Origin of the sequence: Thiocapsa rosea (genome assembly GCF_003634315.1) — a bacterium.
Lineage (GTDB): Bacteria > Pseudomonadota > Gammaproteobacteria > Chromatiales > Chromatiaceae > Thiocapsa > Thiocapsa rosea.
The window spans coordinates 5,079,641-5,098,982 of the sequence record NZ_RBXL01000001.1; the positions used below are offsets into that span (position 1 = coordinate 5,079,641).

Here is a 19,342-nt window from a genome sequence, read left to right on the forward strand (position 1 = left end):
GAGCCTTCCGATCGCCCGGACCCCGACCATCGGGTCCATGTCCGGGTCCCGACCACGGGACCCCCCTTTCACGCGAGGTCTTCATGGTCGGATTCGACAGGCGCGCCGTCGCCGGCGCGGCCCTCGTCATGGCAATTGCGGTCGCGCATGCCGAGGTCGCCCCGCGGCTTCCCGAATCCCTGATCGGCGTGCTGCCCGGTGTCGGCGATCTCGTCGTCTATCCGCGTTCGGGCGAGGTCCACGTCTGTTGGCGCATCCCCGCGCGCGCTTCGGCGGGCTGCGCGAGCGCGCGACAGGTTCTCGACGGCGCGCTCGCCAACCACGACGCCTGGCTCACCCGTACCGCCGATCTCCTCTATCCGATGGATCCGGACATCGCGGTGCTCGATCGCGCGATCACCCTCGCCGCGGACGGCGCGGACGGTCTCTTCATCGTCGCCTATCGACTGGCACGGCACCACGCCGACGGCGCTCCGTCCCGGTCCCGAACGCTCGTCGTCACCCGCTGTGCCCCGAACCGAAAGTCCGACCTCGGATCCTCCGCGGGACCCCGGCCGACGGCGCTCTGCAGCGAAGCGGACTATTCCGTTGAACCGAACGGCGAAGCGCAGGCGGCGCACGCACGCGACGGTGGCGGACGCCTCGCCGTCGCCAGTACTGAACATGGCCTGGCCATCCTGCTCCCCGACGGTGGCGCGCTGTTCACGGCCGAAGCGGTCGACCCGCTCGCCTGGAGCGCGGCGCACATCCGACGCCACCCCCAGCCGGTGTTCGAGCCGATCTCGGCCACCGAGCAGGGTCTCGACGCGCGCGGCGCCGTCTTCCGGCTCCATCCGTCCGCCATCGACGATGCGTTGATCGTCACGCGCGAAGTCGCCGCCGTCGACGGCGCGACCCTGGTGTCGCTCGGCTCCCTGCCTGCCGACCCGAGCGACCGCTCCCCGATGGTTCGACTCGCGGAGACCCGCCTGTTCGACAGTACGCACGGGCCACGACCATGAGCCGATCCCGCACCGCCCCGGTCCAGGTGCGCTCGCCCTCCGGCACGCCCTTGAGCGACTGCGCCCGCCGCCGCGCCCGGGAGATGGTCCGGCGCGGCCGCGCGACCTGGATCTCCACCACGCCCCCGATCATCCGCCTGACCGAGAAGCCTTCATGACGAACCAACGTCGATTGACCGGCTCGCGCGCCAACGCGCTCTTCCCGACCCTCGCCTACGATCCGGACAGCCATCTGTTTCTGCTCGACGATCAATCGCTCGCCTTCGGCTATCTGTGCGAGCCCTTGTCCGCCGCCGATCAGTCCAACGCCGACCGCCTGCTGGTGCTCGGCAATCTCGACTGGCCGCCCGAGACCCTGCTGCAGGTCGCGCTCTGGACCTCGCCGGATGTCGAGGAGACCGTCGCGCGCATGGAAGGGCTGCGCATCGAGACCGCCACCGCACTCTTGCGCGAATCCACGCGCCGCACCGCCGCCTATCTGCGCGCCGGCAGCAGCGCGCCGATCTCTCCGTCCGGGGATCTACGCCTGCGCGAGCTGCAGGTGTTGGTCACCGCCAAGCTGCCGCTGGCCGCCCCGCAGCCGAGCGCGCACGAGTTGCGCGATGCCCGCGAGCTGCAGGCGACCGCCCTGCAGGTGCTGGCGACCGCCGGGATGCGCCCGGCGAGCCTCACCGCCGACCGTCATGTGCGGATCATGACGACCCTGCTCAACTGGGGTCCGCAGGCGGGGTGGCGCGACCGCATCACGCCCGAGTGCGATGCCCGGCGCCCGGTGCGCGATCAGTATCTGGACTACGACGTCGGCATCGATGTCGACGCCAAGGGGATCACGCTCGGGGAGCAGCGCATCCAGACCTTCTCGGTCAAGCGCTTTCCCGACCGGGCCGGCTTCGGGCTGGCCGCGCGCTTCCTCGGGGATCCCTTCTCGGGCTCGCGCGGGGTGCGCCACAACGCGCTGATCACCCTGAACCTGCATTTCCCGGACCCCGAGGCGACGCGGGTGAATCTGACCTCGCGTGCGCAATGGGCGGCCCATCAGGTGAGCGGCAACCTCTCCCACTACATGCCGCGTCTGGCACACAACAAGCGCGATTTCGACGCCTTGTTCGCCCGGCTGGATCACGGCGATCGCCCGCTGCAGGCCTATCTGGGGATCGTGCTCTTCACCGCCCCGGAGGAGGCCGCGGGCGCGGCCTCGAATCTGCGAACCTATTGGCGCGAGCTCGGCTTTCAGGTCTTGACCGACCGCTTCTTCGTGCTGCCGCTCTTCCTCAACTGTCTGCCGTTCGGCGCGGATCGCGGGGCGATCCGCACCAGTTTCCGCTACCGCACCCTCTCCGCCGCCCACGCCGTCGCGCTGATGCCGGTCTTCGGCGACTGGAAGGGCACCGGCACTCCGGTCCTGAACCTGATCGGGCGCACCGGTCAGCTCGTGGATCTGAGCCTCTTCGACTCGGCGACCAACTACAACGCCGTCATCGCCGCCTCCTCGGGCTCGGGCAAGTCGTTCCTCGCCAACGAGCTGCTCTCGACCAACCTGAGTGTCGGCGGGCGCTGCTGGGTGATCGACGTCGGGCGCAGCTACGCCAACCTCTGCGAATCCCTCGGCGGGCAGTTCGTCGCCTTCACCGCCGACTCGGACATCGTGCTGAATCCCTTCGAGCTGCTGCACACGTGGGAGGAGGAAGCCGACGTGATCGCCGCCATGGTGACCGCGATGGCCGCCCCGACCGAGCCGCTCGGCGACTACCGCACCGCCGGCCTCAAGCGCGCCCTGCGCGAGCTGTGGGACACCCACGGCACGGCGATGAATGTCGACCTGATCGCCGCGGCCATGCTCGCCTGCGCGGACGAGCGCCTGCAGGACGTCGGCGTGCAGCTCTACCCCTTCACGTCGCACGGCGAATACGGGCGCTGGTTCCACGGGCGCAACACGATGGACTTCAGCGCGGATCTGGTGGTCCTGGAGCTTGAAGAGCTCAAAGGGCGCAAACACCTCCAGCAGGTCATCCTGCTTCAGCTGATCTTCCAGATCCAGCAGGCGATGTACCTGGGCGAGCGTTCTCGCCAGAAGCTGGTGCTGATCGACGAGGCCTGGGATCTGCTCACCCAAGGCGATGTCGCGACCTTCATCGAGCACGGCTACCGGCGCTTTCGCAAGTACAACGGGGCCGCGATCACCGTCACGCAGTCCCTCGCCGACCTCTACGCCAACCCCACCGGGCGGGCGATCGCCGACAACAGCGCCCACACCCTGCTGCTCGCCCAGCCCGGCCATGCCATCGATCGGCTCAAGGCCGACCACCGTCTGCCGATGACCGCCGCGGGCGCGGAAATGCTCAAAACCGTGCACACCGTTCCCGGTGCCTACTCCGAGATCATGACCCTGACCGACAACGGCGCGGGGATCGGCCGGCTGATGGTCGACCCCTTTCGGCAGCTCCTCTACTCCACCAAGCCCGCGGATGTCGCGGCGATTCGGCGTCTGCGCGAGCGCGGGATGAGTGTCGAGCAGGCGATCAACCGGTTGCTGGCGGGGGCCGAGACGGAGGCGTCCGATGCCGCCTGAGAATCGCTCCGCTCCGGCTCGCAGGTCCGGCGGCATCCTGCTGCTCGCGGCAATCCCCATTGTGGCCCTCGCCGGCGGTTACCTCGGCGCCGAGATCGCGGCCCGTCCGCTGCGCGAAGCCATCGCCACCCGCCCGCCGGTGCTGATCGTCGATGTTGCCGCCGCCCTGGACGGGATCGCGCCGGAGGATGTCGGCGAGGCGATCGCGGACCTCGAGACGACCGCTGTCCGTCTCGCCGACGGGGGTGTTCTGGTCTTGGACGCCCAAGCCGTGCTCGCCGCGCCGGAGGATGTCTATGTGCGGCCGCGGGATGTGCCGCCGAGGGGGCAGCCGTGAGCGCAGGCACCCACATCGCCGACTCGCCCGCGGCCCGCCTGGCGCGCACCATCCGGCACGGTCTGCCGGTGCTGCTCCTCGTCCTGGCGTTGCTGCTGTATCTGGGGACGCGCTATCGCATCGCGATCGACGATCAGATCGACAAGTGCTTGCCGCCCTACACGGTCTTTCTGGTGGATCGCCACGACGACGCGATCGCGCGCGACGGCCTCTACGCCTTCCCCGCCGGCGAGCGTATGGCGCCGTTCTTCCCGATGCAGATGCAGGTCATCAAGCGGGTCGTCGGTCTGCCCGGCGACAGGGTCTCGGTCACTGAACAGACCACTCGGGTGGAAGAGCGAACGGTCGGCGAAGGACTGGATCTGGCCGGCACGCTCGGCACGCCCGCAGCGACGTTCGTCCGCGAGGTCGTGGTCCCCGCCGATGCGCTCTGGTTCATGGGTGCCACCCGCGACAGCTTCGACTCGCGCTACTGGGGACCGCTGCCGCGCCATCAGATCATCGGGCGGGCCTATGCGCTACTCTGAGCTTCCCTACCCTGTTCTCTTTCTCGTGTTGCTCCAGATCGCCCCGACGGCTGCTGCTCAGTCAAGCGAGCGTGCCGACCTGCGCGCGCTGCGCGATCAGGCCGGTGCCATCCAAGAGGCGGTCTCCGGCACGACGCTCCCGGACTGGCTGCGGGCGGGCTCCGGAGCGTCGGCGCGCGCGGGCGAGACGCTCGGCGCGGCCGAGCTTGAACGGATGCATCGGCAGACCATCGCCCAAGTTCCCGGCGTCCCGGACGCGACCTCAACCCCGCCGCAGACGATCACCCTCCTGGTCTCGCGCGCCTTGGGCGCGGCCGCCCTGCGCGACATCTTCGCCAGCGCGGCCCGACCCGACGTACGGATCGTCTTTCGCGGTGTGGCCGAAGGCGAGCCGTTGGTGGATTTCATGCGCGGGATCCACGCGGAGCTTGAAGGGCTCGATCCGATGCCCGCGGTCGAGCTCGACCCGACACCCTTTCGCGAGGCCGGCGCCGAGGCCGTCCCGCTGATGATCCTGTCCGGACCCGACGGAGAGATTGCACGGGTCGCCGGCCTGTCGGATCCGGCCTGGCTGCATGCCCAGGTGGCGGCCGGTCGGACCGGGGATCTGGGGGTGCGCGGTCCGGTCGAGGGGATCTCCGAACCGGACATGCTCGAGGAGATCGCGCGCCGGGTCGCTGCCTTGGATCTCGCCGCACTACGCAAGCAGGCGCTCGCGCGCTATTGGACACGCGCGGTCTTCGAGCATCTGCCGGCCGCGCGGGAGCCCCGCACGCGGGTGATCGATCCCGTGATCGAGGCGAAGGCCGACATCACCCTGCCGGACGGGACCCTGTTGGTGCGGGCCGGCGAGCGGCTCAACCCGCTCGATCGCCTGGCCTTCGGGTTGCGTCTGGTGGTGTTCGATCCGACCGAGCCGGCCCAAATCCGCACGGCCCGTGCTCTGGGAGACAGTGCCGGGGCGCTGCGCCCGGTCTATCTGGCGACCCGTTTGGATCGCGAGGCCGGCTGGGAGGGCTTTCGCGGCATCGAGGATGCCCTGGAGGAGACGGTCTATCTGCTCACCCCGGACGTGCGCGAACGCTTCGCCCTGGAGCGCGTGCCGGCGAGCGTCGAGTCCGCCGGTCGTGTCTTCCTGGTGCGCGAGCATCCCCCGGAGGAACCCCGATGAAGGCACCCACCCTGCCCCGCCTCGCCGGCCCGATCCTGCTCTGCGTGGCCCTTCTGACGGCACCCCTCGGCGTGACCGATGCCGCCGACCCTGCCTGCCCGGACGCCGAGCTGTTCTCGGGCAAGCTGATCACCGATGTCTGCTGGGCCTGTCTGTTTCCGATCCGCATCGCCGGCATGCCCCTGTTCGGCGGCACCGCTCCGGCGGGTGCCGCCACGGCCCCCTTCTGTGCCTGCAACGACGGCCTCGGCGTGCCGCATCCGGGCTTCACCGTCGGGATGTGGGAGCCCGCACGGCTGATCGAGCTGGTCCATGCCCCGCGCTGCGCACCCGCTCTGGGCGGGATCCGCCTGCCGCTCGGCAGTCGCCGTCTGCTCGGGACCGCCGGTCAAGCCGAGTACGACGCGAGCGATACCTCCTTCTACAACTTCCACTGGTACGCCTTCCCGCTGCTGATCCTGCTGGATCTGTTCTGGGACGACCGCTGCAACCCGGACGGCTATGTCGATCTGGACCTGCTCTATCTCTCCGAGCTGGATCCGACCTGGAACCACGACGAGCTGGCCTTCTTCACCAATCCCGAGGCCGCCTGGCTCGCCAATCCGGTCGCCCTGGCCGCCTGTCTGGCCGATGCCGCCGCGGCCACCGCGGGCACCCCGATCGATGCGCTCTTCTGGTGTGCCGGGACCTGGGGCAACCTCTATCCCTTCACCGGGCGCGGGCCGACACTCGGTTCGCGTGCGCGCGAGACCAGTCTGGCCTCGGCGCGGTCGCTGGCGGCCCTGCATCGCCGCGGTCTCGCGCGTCGCACCATGGGCAACGACGCGCTGTGCGGCTCCCCGATGGCGCCCTTCCTCCCGAAGAGCCAGTACAAGCTCTCGATGTTTTATCCCCTGCCCGAAACGCAGCGCGCCCACGTGATCGGCGAAAGCCCGCTGACCTGGGGGGAGTGGCGCAACATCCCCGCGGTCGGGGAGGACCATCTCTATCTGCTGTGGCGCTGGAACGACTGCTGTGCGACCTTCTGAGCGATATGCCCTCCCGGTCCGGGCCCTGGCCGGCCTCCTCTGCATCGCTCTGGCCTGGACGCCGTGGGCGTTGGTCTGGGGCGACGACTTTGCCGACGCCATCGATGCCGGCAAGGAAACGGGACGCGCGGCGGCCGGCGCACTGGCGCTGCCGGCGCTCTCCGGGGACACGCTGACGATGCCGGGCGGGGATCTGCGTCTCGACGCGCTCTTTCCCGGCGCCGCCGGGGGCGACCCGGCGCGCTTCTCGGGGCTCTACGGCAATCACCACGGCACCCTGATCCACGGCCAACAGGCACAAGGTGCGCTGATCTCCGAGGGCTCGGCGACCGGCGAGGCGTACCGCACCCTGCGCGGCTCGGTCGAGCGCTCCCGTGCCGACATGCGCATCGACCCGCTGTGGGGGCAGACCGACGACGTGCTCGACGACTTCGAGGCCATCGCCGAGACCTTCGGCCATTGCGAGACCGAGACGACCTTCGACAACGGGACCCGCGAGGTCCATGTCCCGGACCTGCGCACCTGCGATCGGCTGACCCCGCAAGGCGGCTCCTGCTCCTGGTATCACGACTACGAACTGCCCGCGCCGGACAGCCTCGTCACCGTGACGGGCAGTGCTGCACTCGAAGACTGCGGACCCGGCTGCAAGCGGGTCGTGCTTGACCGCGCCGGGGCCTGGCATGGATCCGCGGTGCTGGCCCTGCAGACGCCGTTGGAAGGCGGCTTCGGCGTGAGCGATCCGTCGCGCGTGACGGATATTCGGGTGACCCTTGCCTTCGAGGAGCGCCCGGCGCAACCCGAGCCCGAGGAGGGATTCTTCTTCGAGCGCTACCAAGGGTGGTATACGGCAAGCTTTCCGGGCGTGAACCGCGCCCGGACCACCGCGTTCGGCTATACCGCCCAGTCGATGACCCAAGCGCTGCGCAACGGCGGGCAGTTCAGTCTGCGCCACGGCCATGCCTGGACATTCACCGACGGCACGCTGCCCGAGCCGGGCTGCGCCTGGTGCATTGCGCAGGTCTACGACGCCGCCTGGACCGGCGGGATCCGGCTCGAGGTGGAGATCCACTACGTCTCCCGGCCGCTGCGCAGTCTCTGGGGGGCGAACGACGGCTGCCATGACCTGCTCGAGACCCTCGGCAGCGACTTCTGCAGCGGCACGGTCGAATGCTTGGGCTCGCCCCCGCTCGCCGCGGACGGTTGTTACGAGAATGCCGACGTGCGGATCTGCCCGGACGCCATGGCGGCCCCGCCCGTGGCCGGTCAGAACCCCTTCTGCACGCAGATCAAGGTCACCGCGAGCTGCTCGGGGTTCAACCAAGGGCCGATGCAATGCTGGACCGATCCGCAGGGACAGCTGCAGTGTCCCTACAACGACGGCGATCAACCCTCCGACTGCATTGCCTTGGAAGCCGATCCCGCCTGCGGCTTCATCAAATCCGAATGCGTCGAGGGGGCCGTCGACAACCGCGGGATCTGTTTTCTGTTCGAAGAGACCTGGGACTGCGGCACCGCGCGCACCATCCCGTCTCTGGAGCGCAACCGCACGCTCGACTGTGCCGGTCCGGTGCGCTGCCTCGGCGCGGATTGCGCCGAACTTCCCGAGGAGCAATCCGCGGACTTCGCCAAGGCGGTCGGGGCCTTGCAGACGGTGCAGATGGCGGTCTCCGACATGCAGTGCACGCCGGGCGGGAGCTGCCGGGTGTTCTCGGGGAGCGCCCATCAGTGCAAACGCGCGGTCGGGGGAATCGTCAACTGCTGCACGCGACCCCAAGGCGTGTCGCTGGCGGATTACGTCAGTCTGATCTTCGCGCTCGGGAAGATCGATGCCGCGATCATGGGGCTCGACAAAGGGGCCATGATCCGCGGTTCCTGGGAGACGCTGCGCCAGCCGGTCACCGCGACCTGGAGCGCGGTCAAGGAATCGTTCACCAGCGTGGCCAACAGCTTCACCGGCAAGACCGCGGCGGCCGCCAGCGACGCCGCGGCAGAGTTTGGAGTGAATGCGGTCAAACAAGCACTTCTGAAGCAGACCGCGGAATGGGCCGCACAGCTCTTCGGCGATGCCGCGGTCAATGCGCTCTTCTCGACCACGAGCGGCGGGGTGGCGGTCACCGGCGGCGTGGTGGCGGAAGGCTCGGTGCTGCAGCTCGGCGGCGGCACGGCCTGGCTCGGCACGGCCATGGCCTGGGCGATGTATGCCTACATGATCTACACGGTCGTGATGATCCTGATCCGCATCATCTGGACCTGCGAGCAGAGCGAGTTCGAGCTGGGCGCCAAACGCGAGCTGCGCGCCTGCCATCGCGTCGGCTCCTACTGCAAGAAGGAGGTGCTCACCTGGTGCGTGGAAAAGCGCGAGAGCTACTGCTGCTTCAACACCCCGCTCGCGCGGATCTTGAACCAGCAGATCCGACCGCAACTCGGGCGCGACTGGGGCGAGGCCGAATCGCCCGAGTGCTCCGGGATCGACATCCGGGACTTCGCGCGGGTCGACTGGACCCGGGTGAATCTCGACGAGTGGCTGGCGATCCTCTACGAGACCGGGCACTTCCCGACCCTCGAGACCCTCACCGTCGAGGACTTGACCGGCGCGGGCAGCGCGCTGACCGTCCACAGCGAGGGCCGGGCGGATGCGGCGACGCGCACCACGCAACGCAGCGACGGACTCGACAGCGAAGAGGTCCGCAAGGAGGCCGAGTCCGAACTCTGGCGCGAGACGCTTCCGGCTCTGCCTGCCGAGTAGGCACGGGTCGGGATTGTTAACCCCCGAGGTCCTTCGCCGCGGAGCCGTGAATGCGCCCGCTGCGCGCCTTCGCGCGAGCGCTTCGGCATCTTGATGCCGTCCGGAAAAGCCACACCGGTCGATCGTTCACGGATTCGAACCAGGTCAACGAACGGCTTGCCATCTTCCGCATCATCCGGATCTTACGTATCATATCGAAACGACAGATCTCGAGGACGCAAGGTTATGGTCACCATTAGTTCCGCCGAATTTCAGAGACACTTCGGCCGTTATCAGGATGTTGCCCTCACGGAGCCGGTCGCGGTCACGCGCAACGGACGCGAGCGGCTGGTGGTCTTGTCGGTGGATGAATACCAACGGCTGAAGAAACGTGACCGGCAGGTCATGCAGCTGGCGGATTTCACCGAGGCCGACCTCCAGGCCATCCGCGCCGTCGAGGCATCACCGCACGCCGCCACCTTTGACGCTGAAGTGACCGGCTAGAACAGTGACATTGCCGGAGCCAATCCCGGGTCTGGTGATTCGCTACGCCTACTTAGTGCTCGACCGAAAACTCCGTTTTTTCTCTCCCCCGCGCTCTGCTCTGAATGGCGGCCGTGGGCCGACGTATTCAATCGAGCCTCATTCGATGCCCATTCGCGCAATCAAGCCACTCAAATGAGAACGACTCGCATCGCCACCATGCGGCAGGCGCACCACTCCCGTCGGAGGAGGCGTCCGGCCCGATCGACAGGGTCAAGCCGCGCGTCGGCGGCGCTGTCGTTCCCGCTCGCGGCGCGCCTCCTCGGCCTCCCGCGCCAACAGCAGCGCGCCGATGCGCTGGAGGTTGCGCGCCACCACCGCCAAGGCGACGTAGCGCTTGAAGCCGTCGATCCCGTGATCGCGACACCGGCTGAGCCCGTGGACCTCCAGCGCATTGATGGCGGACTCCACGGCGGAGTGTTTGCGGCGCAGCTGGATGAAGCGCGGATCGCCTTCGCGTGCGCGCTCCGCGGCCGAGCACTTGCCCTTCTTCGGCAGCACCGGAAAGTCGATCACCTCGGCCAACCCGCGTTGGTTGGCGGGGCTGTGGAAGCCCTTGTCCATGCTCGCGCTGGCGACCGTCGGGAAGCGCTCCACGGTCTCCTCCACCAAGGGAACGGCGACCTGATCGTCGGTGATGCGCTCCATGACCCGATGGTGCAGGATGAAGCCGTGCTGGTCTTCGACGATCGCCACGCGCAGGCCCAGCTCCACCGGCACGCCGGCCTTGCCTTTGCTGATCCACTCGGTGTGGGGCTGGAAGATCGAGAAGACCTTCTCGGCATGCGGGATGGTCTGAGCGCACAGCACCCTGCGGCGGATCTGGTCGATCTGCCGCTCGCCGTGGGCGATGAATGCATCGAGCGGCGCGAGCCGGACGTTCGGCAGCGCCGCGATCAGGTGCAGGCGGATGCGCGTCTCGCGCGCCCGCCGCAGAAAGCCCTCGGCCAACTCCAGGTAGGCGGCATGGGCCGCTTCGATCTCGACACGCCGTGCGGCCCGTTTGTCCGGATCCTGCGCGGTGGAGCGCTTGAGGGTTTGCGCCCGCCGATAGGCTTTCTTCAGGCAACGCACGTTGTAGGCGCTTTGCCGCCAATCGCTCAGGCCGGCGTCCTCGCACAGCCCGGCACTGGTCTCGATGGCCTTGCGCACGGCGTCGTAGAGTAGGTTGATGTCGGTCGGGTAATGGACATGGGTCTCGACCACGAAGGAGTCACACCGCACCGCGAGGGGCTCGTCCGGACTGGTTTCGACCAGGGCATGGCCGGCATCCACGACCGCTTGGTTGATGCGGTCGAGCAGCTCGGGCGTGAACAGGCTCAGGTTGTCCTTGAGCGTCTGCAGGCTGTAGGTCGTGTCGTCGGCCCAGTCGGCATGGCCGAGCATCTTGCGCAGGGTGGTGTGCTGGTTGGCCAGCTCGAGAATCCGATCGTAGTCGGTATTTAGCCCCAAGCGCAGCACCCCGAGCACCAGGATCGCCCACTGCGACAGACCGGGTCGGCCGGTCTCGGGGCGCGCCTTGCCGTCCTCGCCGCCGCCCGGCGGGCGCACCTCGGCGAGGATCGCGAACACGGGTTCGCGCAGTTGCGGGAGGGTGTAGAGGTGCTGCAGTCCGCGCAGCAATTGCGGGATGTCGTCGCGCGAGCGCAGATCCAGCGCGATGGCGGCGATATCCTCTTCGCCGAGTTTCAATTGCGGATCGATGACGGTGCGCATAGCGGTTCGAATAACGAAGTTGATGAAGGCTCATGGCGCGCCCCGGCGAAAGTAGGCCGAGATCGCTGCCGAGCCCTGCTTAAATCAATAGGTTAGAATTTTCTCTGACCCTCTCGATCGAAAACCGGCGAGATCTTCGATCATGGGGTCATATTATAACCGACTGTTCTCGCGAAGGAAAGTTGGTTTCTGTTCAGGCACTACTTATGGGGAGATGCACACCGACGCGGCCAAGAGGAAGGACTCAAGGACCGCCCCTGCGCCGTGATTTTGGTCACGACAAACCAGGAGGGAGAGCGAATCGTCACGGTTCTGCCGGTTACCCACAGTCCGCCGGCAGACCCGTCCCTGGCCGTCGAGCTTCCGCCTGCGACCAAGCGCCGTCTCACACTGGACAACGAGCGATCCTGGGTGATCTTAACCGAGGCCAACCGATTTACGTGGCCGGGCCCGGATTTGCGCTTCGCGCGTCCCGGCGACTTGGCGAGCGTGGCCTATGGCGAGTTGCCCGGGGTTCTGTTCAAGGAGATCAAGACCAAATTGCTGCGAGCACTTGAGGCCTGCCGCGTCGGTCTTGTGCCGCGAACCGAATGAGAATGCCATGACCAAGCGTGTTTCGCTGATCGCGGCATCCGCCGGTCCCGGTCGACCCTCCATCGGCAACGCCGCTACCTGAGTTGGAAGCAGCTCGCCGCCATGATGCAGGACCATTGAACGGATTCCGGCAGCCGGGTCGATGATGAGGCCGATCCGACAAGCGCGAGCCGGTCGCATGCGCAGGTCGTTCAACGCCCGTCCAGCGTGGCCGGGCGTTTTTCTCCTGGCCCTTCTGCTGCAAGCTTCGACCACGCTCGCCGTGGACTGGACGCCTGCCGGGGAGTCGCAGCGGCAGGACATCAGCGTGGACCTCGCCTACGCCAATCGCACCGCGGTGCGCCCGTCCGACGGCAAACAGGTCACCGCACACCTCGCCTTCTTCGCCTCGCGGACATTCCGCTTGGAGGTGATCGATCTGGGGGCCGGCTCCGAACCGGCTCATCCGACGCTGGAGGCGGCCTTCCGCGCCGAGGGCTGTGTTGCCGGGGTCAACGGCGGCTTCTTTCATCCGGATCGACAGCCGTCCGGGCTCGTGATCTCCAAAGGACGACGGATCAATCGCTTCGAGACCGCAAAACTCCTGAGCGGCGTGATCTACAGCGACGAGCGCGGCATCCACCTCGTCCGGCGTGGCCGGTTCCAAGATCACCCGAGCATCACCGCCTTGTTGCAGACCGGACCCTATCTCGTGGAAGACGGACGCCCGGTGCGGGGCCTGTCGGCCACCGATCCGCGGCGGCGTACCTTCATCGCTACGGATTGGCGCGGACACTGGGTCATCGGTGCGATCACAAGCAGTCTCACCCTCGCCGAGCTCGGGGAAATTCTCGCTTTCCCGGACGTCCTGACGCCTTGGCGGGTCGATCGCGCCATCAACCTCGACGGCGGATCCTCAAGCGGATTCTTCTTCGACCGCGGCGCCGACCGGGCTCCGGTGACCCTGCAACCCTGGAAACGCGTAAGGAACCTGCTCGGAATTTGCCCGCGTTGAATCGTGCCGTGGGAGCCGAAACCGATCGGTCAGCACCCCCCTGTGAAGGCGGATTCCGGAAAGCGACATCGGCATCGGCACTCGGAGCCGCCAAAGAGCAGGCGCCGGCGATGCCATCACCGGCGTCCGGCGGTAAGCCGACGGTTGCCATGCGTCTGTTCGACTTGGTGGACGCGGTTTGCTGCCAGTCGAGTCGCCGGCATTCGTGGCCACTCCGCCCCATCAGCGGTCACCCAATCCCGCCGTCCTCGGCGTCCACTCCATTCTTTCTGCTGCCAGGTCGGCGTTGATTCGGGGTGACCGAATTCCGTCGAGGAGCGGCCACCGATTCGAAGAGCTGCTGCTGTCTTTCAATCAAACCCCGACCGTTAAGATTTCTTCCATCCCGTCGGCAAGGCCAACGCAAAGGGCAGGACGACGAACGAGTTTCGGGCTCCGAGACTGAAGGCCGAGGCGCAACCCGCATCGAAGCGCAGCCGCATGAGAGGTGCGAGCAACCAAGCAAGGAGTGCAGCCAGCAGCAGGCAAGCGATGAACACCGGCAGGACCGTCGGCAGCACCGGCCCCGCGGTGCACACCGAGTTCACCTGCGCGCCCGCGATCAGGAGCACCACCAGGGCAATCACAGGCACCACCTACCAGGCCAAGCCGTTCACGCCAAACCGCCCGTCCGGCATCGGCTTGGATCCAGCGCTCCGAAACCGCCGCAGGCGAAACGGGAATACCGATCAGGAGTACCGCCGCGGGCAACAGGCCCTCGGCCAAGACGGTCGCCCTGAGATTCTCCGCCGGCAGCCATCGCAGCATGGCCCGGACCAACAGGGGAACCAGCACGACGTTGCCGACCCCGACGGCCAGTACGAAACACCGATCACGGAAGGCGTCTCGCGCATGCAAAAGGACACCTGCACCAAGGTCGTAAAGAGCAGCAGATCCGGGAGCGGTCAAAGCCAGACCTCGAAGACCCGAGCGATCGGGAGACAGACTCCCCCACATCAGCCCCGCGAGGATAGCGGCCGGATCTATCCAGACCTGTTGTCGCTCGAGTGTCGTTCTCGTCATCGAGCTCCATCCAGCCAAGCGCGTCCGTGTTCCTCCGGGCGATCGAACAGAGGCGCGAAGAGCGGTCGCAACAAGCGCACCCCGCTCACGCTCAAATGATTGTCGTCGTAGTAGAGCACCTGCCCGTCGCGGTAGAAGTGACACTGGCCGTCCCGGCACAGGATCCGATGCGGATGGAGCCGGATCAGCGGCGTCTGCGCGCCAAGGTCATTCAGGGCGTCGGTGACCCACCGAGCGTCCTCCGCGAGCTGCGCGAGCGGCTGACCGATCCCTTCCGGGTCATGCCCCTTCAACACGGCTTCTGCCAGAACCGTCGGGACATCCCCGCCAGGCTCGGGCACGGGATAGACGAGCACGACCCGCCTGCCGGCCGCGGCCAGGGCGCCGATGGCGGCGTCGATGGCATCGACGAGTCCGGAGTCGGGATCATCGAAGGGGTAGATCCGATAGCGGGCCGAGAGCACCACCGTATGAATGCTCGGCGTTGCGATGATCCGATCCAGCGCGAGCCGCTGAAAGCGCTCGCAATCCTCCCGCCAGGACAAGAGCTCCCCTTGCCAGCCGAGGGCCGGCGGGCAGATCGGCATCGCCAGGCTCAGCACGGAGGTTCCGCGTTCGCGCGCCAGCTCGCCGAGCAGGGTCGCGTAGGTGGCGGCGTGGCTGTCTCCGAAGAGCGCGATGATCGGCGCGGCCTCCGGATCGCCGTAGAGGCATCCGGGGGTATCGGCGCGCACACTCTCGCACGTGAGTTGACGCGGATCGCGGTCATCCGCGGCAGCGAGGATAACGGCAAGCTCGGGAGGATAGCGGCCGAGCCATCCGGCCGTGCGCTCGGCGTGCACGCCGATGCCGACGAGGAGCGCGGCCGCGAGGGCGGCTGCACCGAAGAGCAGCGGCCGCGGCAGCACGCCGGAGCGGCCCCGGAACGGGCGCTCGATGAATCGCCAGGAGAGGATCGCCAGGATCAGGCTCGCCGCGACCAGGAGCAGCGATACCCCGAGCGGTAGGTTCGGACCCATCAAGTGGCGCGCGAAGACGAAGATCGGCCAATGCCAGAGGTAGAGCGAGTAGGAGATCAGGCCGATCAGGACGATCGGCCGCCAGGACAGGCCCCGCCCGATCAGCGACGGCCGCCGCTGGCCCGCAAGGATCAGCAGTGCCGCGCCGAGACAGGGCGACAGGGCGGCAAGCCCCGGGAAGACGGTCTCCTGCGAATAGGCATGGACGGGCCAGGCGATCAGCACCAGTCCCAGGATCGAGATCAGGTCGGAGAAGAGCCTCCCGCGCGGCAGACGCAGCGGGGCCAAGGCCACGAGCGCGCCGATCAGCAGCTCCCAGGCCCGAAGATGCGGCAGAAAGAAGGCGGCCGTCGAAGCGGGGTCGAGCCGGAGCGCGATCACCGAGGCCGCAAACGAGAGCGCTGCGATCCCGCCGACGAGCGCGATTCGAGTCCTCAGTCCGCGGCCCCAGACCAGCCAGAGCAGGACCGGATAGAGGATATAGAAGATCTCCTCGACCGAGAGCGACCAGGTGTGCAGCAGGGGCTTGAGCTCGGCCTCCTGATCGAAATAGCCGCTTTCGCGGTTGAAGAAGATGCTCGAGACGAACAGGGTCGCGGCGATCAACGATCGGGCGAAACCGCGTGCCTCGGCGGGATAGAGGATCAAGGCGGCGGCCAGTGCACTGGCCAGCAGGACCGCGAACAAGGCCGGCAGGATGCGTCGCACCCGTCGCTCGTAGAAACGCGCAATCGAGAAATGGCCCGTCTGCAGCTCGCGCGCGATGATCGAGGTGATCAGGTAGCCGGAGATCACGAAGAAGACATCCACGCCGACGAAGCCGCCTCCGAACCCCGGGATCGCGGCATGAAAGAGCACCACCGGCACGATGGCCAGGGCGCGCAAGCCGTCGATGTCGGCGCGATAGGGATGAGACTCGACCATCCGGAATGCGTCCTCCCGAGCTGCCGGTGGTGTCCGTTGTCCCCGACCGGTTTGGTCAACGGGGAATCAGCGCTGCCCGCGTTCCTGCTCGCGCGCTTCCGCACAGTCCGCGCAAAAGACCACGGCCGGATCCGAATCGAGTCGCTCGCTGTCCAATGGCTCACGACACAAGCAGCAGAGGCCGAAGGTCCCCGCCTCGATCCGTGCGAGTGCGGCCTCGATTTGGCGCCGTCGGATGCCGTAGCGTTCGTGTGTGTTCTTCGCCATCGCCTGTTGCTGCATGGCGTCCATCCGCGAGAGGCGGCCGACGCGTGTCTGGTCCAGCTCCACGGTGCCGCCCGCGTCGTTGGATTCGGCGATGTCGATGATCAAAGCATCCAGCTCCGATTGGAGTCGTTCCCCGTAGGTGCGCGGATCGGATGTCATCGGTCGGCCTCGTTCAACGTGACACGTTCAACGCAATAGGAGCGTCGGGATGCGTGCCGAGCGCAGCAGATCGGAGGTCTTGCTGCCGAAGACCAAGCTGCGCAACGGCGAGTGGCTGTAGGCGCCCATGATCAGCATGTCGATCGCCTGCTCCTGGATATTGCGGGCGATGATGCTCTCGGCGTCGCCCGGGATCAGGGCGGCCTCGACCTCGAGCCCGCCCTCTTCCAGCGTCGTCTTCGCCCACTCCAGCTGCCGCGGGCCGTCCTTGCGAGGCTCACCGGACATCAGCAGATGGATCGGCAAACCCCGAAAGAGGGGGCTGGACGCGACCATCGCCACGCCGTGCCGGGTCATGCTGCCGCCGTCATAGGCGATCATCACGCGACTGGGCTCCTGGAACCCCTGGGTGACGGCGATGATCGGCTTCTTCAGCGCGCGCACCATGCGCTCGACGTTGCGGCCGAGATCGCGTTGCGTCGTCTCGGCCGATTCCCCTCGTCGACCGAGCACGAACAGACGCACTCCCGGCTGCTGCTCGACCAGCACCTCCTCCAGATCGCCGTAGCGCTGGCGCACATCCGGCGCCGGCACCCCGACGGCGATCGCGCGCTCGCGCAGCCGATTCAGAAACAGCCGGCCCTCCTCGCGGGTGGCCTTGCTGCGCGCCTCGTCCTGCTCGGAGAGCTTGGTCAGCAGGTGTTGCTGCGCGTTGAAGCCGATGGCGCCGCTACGGTCGCCGCCCGAAGCGGTTTCGGTGTGACGGGTGATGATGTGCATCAACTCCAGCGGCGCACTCATGCGGCGCGCAGCCCAGGCAGCGGCATCGGTGACGTAATCGGCGAAGTGCGAGCGGTCGACGCAGGCCAGGATCTTGTCTTCGTCTTCTTGCATGTTGAGTTCCCCTTTTCAGACCGCGTCTGCGACGAAAGACGGTGTCACTCGCGCGGACCTCGGCTTCCCCGAGAACTCGCCGCCTTCGTCCAAGACGCGGCGCGAGTTTCCGAATCTGTTGATCGATCCAAACCGCGTCTCGCCAACGCCACGCGCGCGAGCCGAGGCCGAGCGCGCCACGACGCGACGCGTGCCGCGCCGGACGCGGTTTAGTGCCCCATCAGTTGTTCGACGGCATCGGGTTTGTCGTGCACCGCGAAGCGGTCCACCAGGGTCGCACTGGCCTGGTTGAGGCCAACGATCTCCACGTCGGTGCCTTCGCGACGGAACTTGATGACCACCTTGTCGAGCGCGCTGACCGCGGTGATGTCCCAGAAATGGGCGCGGCTGACATCGATGCGGACCTTCTCGATGACCTCTTTGTAGTCGAACGAGGCCACGAAACGATCAGCCGAGGCGAAGAACACCTGGCCCGTGACCACGTAGACGCGCGTGCGCCCTTCATGCACGGACACCGAGCCGATGTGCAGCACCTGTCCGACCTTGTTGGCGAAGAAGAATCCGGACAAGAGCACGCCCACCAGGACGCCCATCGCCAGATCATGCGTGAAGACCACCACGACCACCGTCGAGATCATGACGACGTTGGCGGCGAGCGGATGCTCGCGCAGGTTGCGGATCGAGGCCCAGTTGAAGGTGCCGATCGAGACCATGATCATCACGGCCACCAGCGCGGCCATCGGAATCATCGCCACGAGATCGCCGGCAAAGACCACCATCAGGATCAGGAAGACACCCGCGGCGAGCGTCGAGAGCCGGCCGCGCCCGCCGGACTTAATGTTGATGACCGCTTGACCGATCATGGCGCAGCCCGCCATGCCGCCGAGGCAACCCGCGCCGATGTTGGCCACACCCTGACCGACGCACTCGCGGTTCTTGTTGCTGTTCGAATCGGTCAGATCATCCACGATCGAGGCCGTCATCAATGACTCCAGCAGACCCACCACGGCGAGCGTGGCCGACACCGGGAAGATGATCGCGAGCGTCTCCCAGTTCAGCGGGATATCCGGGAACAGGAACACCGGCAGTGTGTCGGGTAGTGCGCCCATGTCGCCGACGGTGCGGATGTCCAGATCGAGCGCCACCGACACCGAGGTCAGCACCACGATGGTGACCAGCGGCGAGGGGATGAGCTTGGTGAGATAGGGGAAGAGATAGATGATGGCCAGTCCGGCGACAACCATGGCATAGACCTCCCAGGTCACCCCGATCAACTCGGGCAGCTGCGCCATGAAGATCAGAATGGCCAGGGCGTTGACGAAGCCGGTGATGACCGAGCGCGACACGAAGCGCATCAGGTTCCCGAGGCGCAACGCGCCGGCGATGATCTGCAGGATGCCGGTCAGGATGGTCGCTGCCAGCAGATATTGCAGACCATGCTCTTTGACCAGCACCACCATCAGCAGCGCCATCGCCGCTGTGGCACCCGAAATCATGCCGGGGCGCCCGCCGACAAAGGCGGTGATGGTGGCGATCGCAAACGAGGCGTAAAGACCGACCTTGGGATCGACCCCGGCGATGATCGAAAAGGCGATGGCCTCGGGGATCAACGCCAGCGCGACGACCAAGCCCGCGAGCAGATCGTTACGGACATTGGACAGCCAGTCCTTGCGAAGTGAATTCATGCCTAAGCGTTTCCGCAGCTGATGCAGGCCGAAAGGTCGGCGGAGTAACGAATCGCGAAGGCCGCTTGGCTACCCGGTAGGGTAATGCGGTCGGTCGACCGTAAAGGTCGTGGAGAAGACGCAAGCA

At 67.1% G+C, this 19,342-nt stretch carries 17 protein-coding genes; 10 read left to right on the forward strand and 7 right to left on the reverse strand.

Features of this window, described 5'->3' with window-relative positions:
• Nucleotides 1-83 precede the first annotated feature (83 nt).
• The 9 genes from BDD21_RS22605 (at nucleotide 84) to BDD21_RS22645 (ending at nucleotide 9,862) form a co-directional block, all read left to right on the forward strand.
• Complete coding sequence (locus BDD21_RS22605) at nucleotides 84-1,001, forward strand: hypothetical protein (protein ID WP_120799087.1); 918 nt, start codon at nucleotides 84-86, stop codon at nucleotides 999-1,001.
• A complete protein-coding gene (locus BDD21_RS28050) occupies nucleotides 998-1,159 on the forward strand; it encodes an RRXRR domain-containing protein (protein ID WP_170164865.1) in 162 nt (53 codons plus the stop codon). The genes BDD21_RS22605 and BDD21_RS28050 overlap by 4 nt, the downstream gene beginning before the upstream one ends.
• Nucleotides 1,156-3,570: a type IV secretion system protein TraC gene (traC, locus tag BDD21_RS22610; protein ID WP_120799088.1), complete on the forward strand. Its 2,415-nt coding sequence runs from the start codon at nucleotides 1,156-1,158 to the stop codon at nucleotides 3,568-3,570. Before BDD21_RS28050 ends, traC begins: the two co-directional genes overlap by 4 nt.
• Entirely contained in the window at nucleotides 3,560-3,907 is a 348-nt protein-coding gene (locus BDD21_RS22615) for a hypothetical protein (RefSeq protein WP_120799089.1), read from the forward strand. The genes traC and BDD21_RS22615 overlap by 11 nt, the downstream gene beginning before the upstream one ends.
• Nucleotides 3,904-4,434, forward strand: coding sequence for a signal peptidase I (gene lepB, locus BDD21_RS22620; protein WP_120799090.1), 531 nt, complete (start codon nucleotides 3,904-3,906; stop codon nucleotides 4,432-4,434). Before BDD21_RS22615 ends, lepB begins: the two co-directional genes overlap by 4 nt.
• Nucleotides 4,421-5,605 (forward strand): TrbC family F-type conjugative pilus assembly protein, encoded by a 1,185-nt coding sequence (locus tag BDD21_RS22625; protein ID WP_120799091.1) that lies wholly within the window; start codon nucleotides 4,421-4,423, stop codon nucleotides 5,603-5,605. Before lepB ends, BDD21_RS22625 begins: the two co-directional genes overlap by 14 nt.
• The gene (locus BDD21_RS22630) at nucleotides 5,602-6,633 is read left to right on the forward strand and encodes a TraU family protein (protein WP_120799092.1); all 1,032 of its coding nucleotides are present in this window, start codon (nucleotides 5,602-5,604) and stop codon (nucleotides 6,631-6,633) included. Before BDD21_RS22625 ends, BDD21_RS22630 begins: the two co-directional genes overlap by 4 nt.
• Nucleotides 6,620-9,379 (forward strand): conjugal transfer protein TraN, encoded by a 2,760-nt coding sequence (traN, locus tag BDD21_RS22635; RefSeq protein ID WP_120799093.1) that lies wholly within the window; start codon nucleotides 6,620-6,622, stop codon nucleotides 9,377-9,379. Before BDD21_RS22630 ends, traN begins: the two co-directional genes overlap by 14 nt.
• 225 nt (nucleotides 9,380-9,604) lie before the next feature.
• The gene (locus BDD21_RS22645; protein WP_007191265.1) at nucleotides 9,605-9,862 is read left to right on the forward strand and encodes a type II toxin-antitoxin system Phd/YefM family antitoxin; all 258 of its coding nucleotides are present in this window, start codon (nucleotides 9,605-9,607) and stop codon (nucleotides 9,860-9,862) included.
• Nucleotides 9,863-10,114: 252 nt separating this feature from the next.
• On the opposite strand, the gene BDD21_RS22650 is transcribed toward BDD21_RS22645, so the two are convergent.
• Nucleotides 10,115-11,617: an ISNCY family transposase gene (locus tag BDD21_RS22650; RefSeq protein WP_170164866.1), complete on the reverse strand. Its 1,503-nt coding sequence runs from the start codon at nucleotides 11,615-11,617 to the stop codon at nucleotides 10,115-10,117.
• Between the two features lie 417 nt (nucleotides 11,618-12,034).
• On the reverse strand, nucleotides 12,035-12,406 hold the full coding sequence (locus BDD21_RS28055) for a hypothetical protein (RefSeq protein ID WP_170164867.1): 372 nt from the start codon (nucleotides 12,404-12,406) through the stop codon (nucleotides 12,035-12,037).
• Here BDD21_RS28055 and BDD21_RS22660 point away from each other — a divergent pair.
• Nucleotides 12,390-13,205 (forward strand): phosphodiester glycosidase family protein, encoded by an 816-nt coding sequence (locus BDD21_RS22660; RefSeq protein WP_120800077.1) that lies wholly within the window; start codon nucleotides 12,390-12,392, stop codon nucleotides 13,203-13,205. The two genes, BDD21_RS28055 and BDD21_RS22660, sit on opposite strands and share 17 nt — an antisense overlap.
• A 368-nt stretch (nucleotides 13,206-13,573) precedes the next feature.
• Here BDD21_RS22660 and BDD21_RS22665 read toward each other — a convergent pair whose 3' ends face one another.
• The 5 genes from BDD21_RS22665 to BDD21_RS22685 all read right to left on the reverse strand — a co-directional run bounded on the left by BDD21_RS22665 (nucleotide 13,574) and on the right by BDD21_RS22685 (nucleotide 19,215).
• Nucleotides 13,574-13,831 carry a hypothetical protein gene (locus BDD21_RS22665; protein WP_147431198.1) on the reverse strand — a complete coding sequence of 86 codons (258 nt, stop codon included), beginning with the start codon at nucleotides 13,829-13,831 and terminating at the stop codon, nucleotides 13,574-13,576.
• A gap of 432 nt (nucleotides 13,832-14,263) precedes the next feature.
• Nucleotides 14,264-16,210: an acyltransferase family protein gene (locus BDD21_RS22670; RefSeq protein WP_120799098.1), complete on the reverse strand. Its 1,947-nt coding sequence runs from the start codon at nucleotides 16,208-16,210 to the stop codon at nucleotides 14,264-14,266.
• Nucleotides 16,211-16,276: 66 nt separating this feature from the next.
• On the reverse strand, nucleotides 16,277-16,636 hold the full coding sequence (locus tag BDD21_RS22675; RefSeq protein ID WP_120799099.1) for a TraR/DksA family transcriptional regulator: 360 nt from the start codon (nucleotides 16,634-16,636) through the stop codon (nucleotides 16,277-16,279).
• Between the two features lie 27 nt (nucleotides 16,637-16,663).
• Entirely contained in the window at nucleotides 16,664-17,530 is an 867-nt protein-coding gene (locus BDD21_RS22680) for a universal stress protein (protein ID WP_120799100.1), read from the reverse strand.
• Between the two features lie 209 nt (nucleotides 17,531-17,739).
• Nucleotides 17,740-19,215: a SulP family inorganic anion transporter gene (locus tag BDD21_RS22685; protein ID WP_120799101.1), complete on the reverse strand. Its 1,476-nt coding sequence runs from the start codon at nucleotides 19,213-19,215 to the stop codon at nucleotides 17,740-17,742.
• Nucleotides 19,216-19,342: the final 127 nt, after the last annotated feature.

Excerpts from the sequence above, each read along its gene's own strand:
- BDD21_RS22605 (WP_120799087.1), top strand. The coding sequence starts at position 84 with ATGGTCGGATTCGACAGGCGCGCCGTCGCCGGCGCGGCCCTCGTCATG.
- BDD21_RS28050 (WP_170164865.1), top strand. The coding sequence starts at position 998 with ATGAGCCGATCCCGCACCGCCCCGGTCCAGGTGCGCTCGCCCTCCGGC.
- traC (WP_120799088.1), top strand. The coding sequence starts at position 1,156 with ATGACGAACCAACGTCGATTGACCGGCTCGCGCGCCAACGCGCTCTTC.
- BDD21_RS22615 (WP_120799089.1), top strand. The coding sequence starts at position 3,560 with ATGCCGCCTGAGAATCGCTCCGCTCCGGCTCGCAGGTCCGGCGGCATC.
- BDD21_RS22625 (WP_120799091.1), top strand. The coding sequence starts at position 4,421 with ATGCGCTACTCTGAGCTTCCCTACCCTGTTCTCTTTCTCGTGTTGCTC.
- BDD21_RS22630 (WP_120799092.1), top strand. The coding sequence starts at position 5,602 with ATGAAGGCACCCACCCTGCCCCGCCTCGCCGGCCCGATCCTGCTCTGC.
- BDD21_RS22645 (WP_007191265.1), top strand. The coding sequence starts at position 9,605 with ATGGTCACCATTAGTTCCGCCGAATTTCAGAGACACTTCGGCCGTTAT.
- BDD21_RS22650 (WP_170164866.1), bottom strand. The coding sequence starts at position 11,617 with ATGCGCACCGTCATCGATCCGCAATTGAAACTCGGCGAAGAGGATATC.
- BDD21_RS22660 (WP_120800077.1), top strand. The coding sequence starts at position 12,390 with ATGCGCAGGTCGTTCAACGCCCGTCCAGCGTGGCCGGGCGTTTTTCTC.
- BDD21_RS22670 (WP_120799098.1), bottom strand. The coding sequence starts at position 16,210 with ATGGTCGAGTCTCATCCCTATCGCGCCGACATCGACGGCTTGCGCGCC.
- BDD21_RS22675 (WP_120799099.1), bottom strand. The coding sequence starts at position 16,636 with ATGACATCCGATCCGCGCACCTACGGGGAACGACTCCAATCGGAGCTG.
- BDD21_RS22680 (WP_120799100.1), bottom strand. The coding sequence starts at position 17,530 with ATGCAAGAAGACGAAGACAAGATCCTGGCCTGCGTCGACCGCTCGCAC.
- BDD21_RS22685 (WP_120799101.1), bottom strand. The coding sequence starts at position 19,215 with ATGAATTCACTTCGCAAGGACTGGCTGTCCAATGTCCGTAACGATCTG.